Origin of the sequence: Phenylobacterium sp. (assembly GCF_046590535.1) — a bacterium.
Taxonomy (GTDB): domain Bacteria; phylum Pseudomonadota; class Alphaproteobacteria; order Caulobacterales; family Caulobacteraceae; genus Phenylobacterium.
Genome location: NZ_JBKJTG010000225.1, coordinates 1 through 2,607, shown reverse-complemented (window position 1 = coordinate 2,607; position 2,607 = coordinate 1). Strand labels below are relative to the sequence as shown.

At 66.5% G+C, this 2,607-nt stretch carries 3 protein-coding genes; all 3 read right to left on the bottom strand.

All coding sequences use genetic code 11. The features are described from left to right. Positions 1–818: acyl-CoA dehydrogenase family protein (locus ACLL81_RS13695; protein WP_411288912.1), on the bottom strand; the 818-nt coding region annotated here is incomplete at its 3' end. Positions 819–840: 22 nt separating this feature from the next. Next, positions 841–1,215 (bottom strand): Ig-like domain-containing protein, encoded by a 375-nt coding sequence (locus ACLL81_RS13690; protein ID WP_411288911.1) that lies wholly within the window; start codon positions 1,213–1,215, stop codon positions 841–843. Further along, a complete protein-coding gene (locus tag ACLL81_RS13685; RefSeq protein ID WP_411288910.1) occupies positions 1,215–2,417 on the bottom strand; it encodes an acyl-CoA dehydrogenase family protein in 1,203 nt (400 codons plus the stop codon). Before ACLL81_RS13685 ends, ACLL81_RS13690 begins: the two co-directional genes overlap by 1 nt. Positions 2,418–2,607: the final 190 nt, after the last annotated feature.

The window sequence follows — 2,607 nt, the reverse complement described above, 5'->3', positions numbered from 1 at the left end:
ATCGGCTGGCCGAACTGCTTGCGCTGCTTGGTGTACTCCAAGGTGCCTTCGTGCAGCTTGCGCAGCACGCCGCAGGCCTCGGCGCAGGTGGCGGCGATCGCCTCGTCCACCACCTTCTCGATCAGCGGCAGAGCCTGGCCCTCGGGACCCACCAGGGCGTCCGCGCCGACCTTGACGTTCTCCAGATAGACCTCGGATGCGCGGAAGCCGTCCACGGTGGGATAGTCCCGGGTGGTCACGCCTGCGGCGTCCTTGGGCACGATGAACACCGAGATCCCCTGGCCGTCGCGCTGGCCGCCGCCCGTGCGCGCGGTGACGATCAGGTGGGTGGCGTAGGGGGCGCCGATGACCACCGCCTTGTGGCCGTTCAGCACGTAGCCCGCGCCGTCCTTCTTGGCCGTGGTGGCCAGGTCCGCCAGGTTGTAGCGGCCCTGGGGCTCGGCGTAGGCGAAGGCGAAGATGGCGTCGCCGGCGATGATCTGGCCAATAAGTTCGGCGGCGTTCGGGTGGCCGGAATGCTTCAGGAACCCGCCGCCGATGACCACGGTGCCCAGGTAGGGCTCGACCACCAGGGCTTTGCCGAATTCCTCCATGACGATCATGTTTTCGATCGGCCCGCCGCCCAGGCCGCCCTGCTCCTCGGAGAACGGCGCCCCCAGGATGCCCAGGTCCTCGGCGAAGGCCTTCCAGGCCCCGGGGCTCCAGCCCGGCTCCTTGCCAAGCGCCGCGCGGCGCTGGTCGAAGGAATAGGTGTCGGCCAGATAGCTGGCGACCGTGTCGCGCAGCATCGACTGTTCTTCGGTGAAGCTGAAGTCCATCTGAAGGTCCCTGACGGTCGGATCAATCGGTTGTGGTGAAGGCCAGCCGGTATGGCTGGGCGGGCTGGCCCTGCTCATCGCGGAAGTTGTTGTAGCGCCCGGAATTCAGCCAGACCACATAGCTTGAGTTTGGCGTCAGCCGCACGGGCAGCGTGATCGTGCGGCGATCGTCGGACAGCGTGGGCGGGCCTTCCACCGATGGGAACGCCTTCTCGCCGCCGGTTGTGAATGACCAGCTTGTCGCCATCGCGCGGTCGTAGGTCACGGCCAGTTCCGCCAACGAGGGCGGGATCTTCGCGCCCGCCGCCGGAAAGGTCGTCACGACCCGCGGCGGTTCGGCCGCGGATGCGCCGGCCGCGGCCAGCGCCGCGGCGGCGACCAGCCCCGCAAGCCGCATCAGAGACCCAGCACCATCTTGGCGATGATATTGCGCTGGATTTCGTTGGACCCGCCGTAGATCGAGGTCTTGCGGCCGTTGAACATGTCGCCGGCTAGACCCTCAGCGTAGTCGGGGCCCACCTGGGCGTTGTGCCCGCCCATGTCGCGCAGGAACGGTGCGCCGTAGTGGCCCACCGCCTCCAGGGCCAGCTCCTGCAGGCGCTGCTGGATCTCGGTGCCCTTGATCTTCAGGATCGAGCTTTCCGGGCCGGGGCCCTTGCCGCTGCTTTCACCGGCCAGGGTGCGCAGTTCAGTGAACTCCAGGGCCGTCAGGTCGATCTCCAGTTCCACCACCTTGCGGCGGAAAAAAGCATCGCCCAGGAGCGCACCGCCGGCGTCGGACCGCTCGGTCTTGGCCATGGTCCGCAGCTTCTCCAGCCCGCGCTTCGAGCGCGCCACGCCGGCGATGCCCGAGCGCTCGTGGGCCAGCAGCGCCTTGGCGCAGGTCCAGCCCTGGTTCTCGTGGAAGATGCGGTTCTCGACGGGGACCTTCACGTTGTCGAGGAACACGTCGTTGACCTCGTGACCGCCCTCCAGGGTGATGATCGGGCGCACGGTGACGCCCGGGCTCTTCATGTCGATCAGCAGGAAGGAGATACCGGCCTGCGGCTTGGAATCCGGGTCGGTGCGGACCAGGAAGAAGCCCCAGTCGGCGTATTGGCCCAGCGTCGTCCACGTCTTTTGGCCGTTGACGATGTAATAGTCCTTACCGTCCTCGGTCACGCGCTCGGCGCGGGTCTTCAGGGAGGCCAGGTCGGAGCCGGCGCCCGGCTCGGAATAGCCCTGACACCACCAGACATCGCCGTTGTAGATGCCCGGCAGGAACCGCTGCTTCTGCTCCTCGGTGCCGAAGGTGTAGATCACCGGCGCCAGCACCGCGACGCCGAAAGGCAGGATGCCCAAGGTATCGGCGCGGGCCTGTTCCTCGGACCAGATGTACTTCTGGGTGGGGGTCCACTCGGTGCCGCCCCATTCCTTGGGCCACGACGGGGCGGACCAGCCCTTCTTGGCCAGGACGCGGTGCCAGGAGAGGTAGTCCTCCTTGCCCAGGGTCTCGCCGCGTTCCTGCTTTTCGCGCAGGGCCTTGGGATAGTTGTCGGCCAGGAAAGCCCTGGCCTCCGCCCGGAAAGCGTTATCTTCGGGCGAGAAATCGAGGTTCATCACAAGGCTCCCTGGCGCTTCCGCTTACAGCGTATCGCGTGCGTCGCGACCATAGAGCGGCGGTTCGGAATTGGGAAGATGACGTTGACGTTAGCGTCATGCTCTCTGAGAGTGTCAGTTCGAAGGTGGGGCGATGGTCATGGGAATTTTGACCCTCCCCCCTTCCACCGAGACACCATTGATCTCTTCA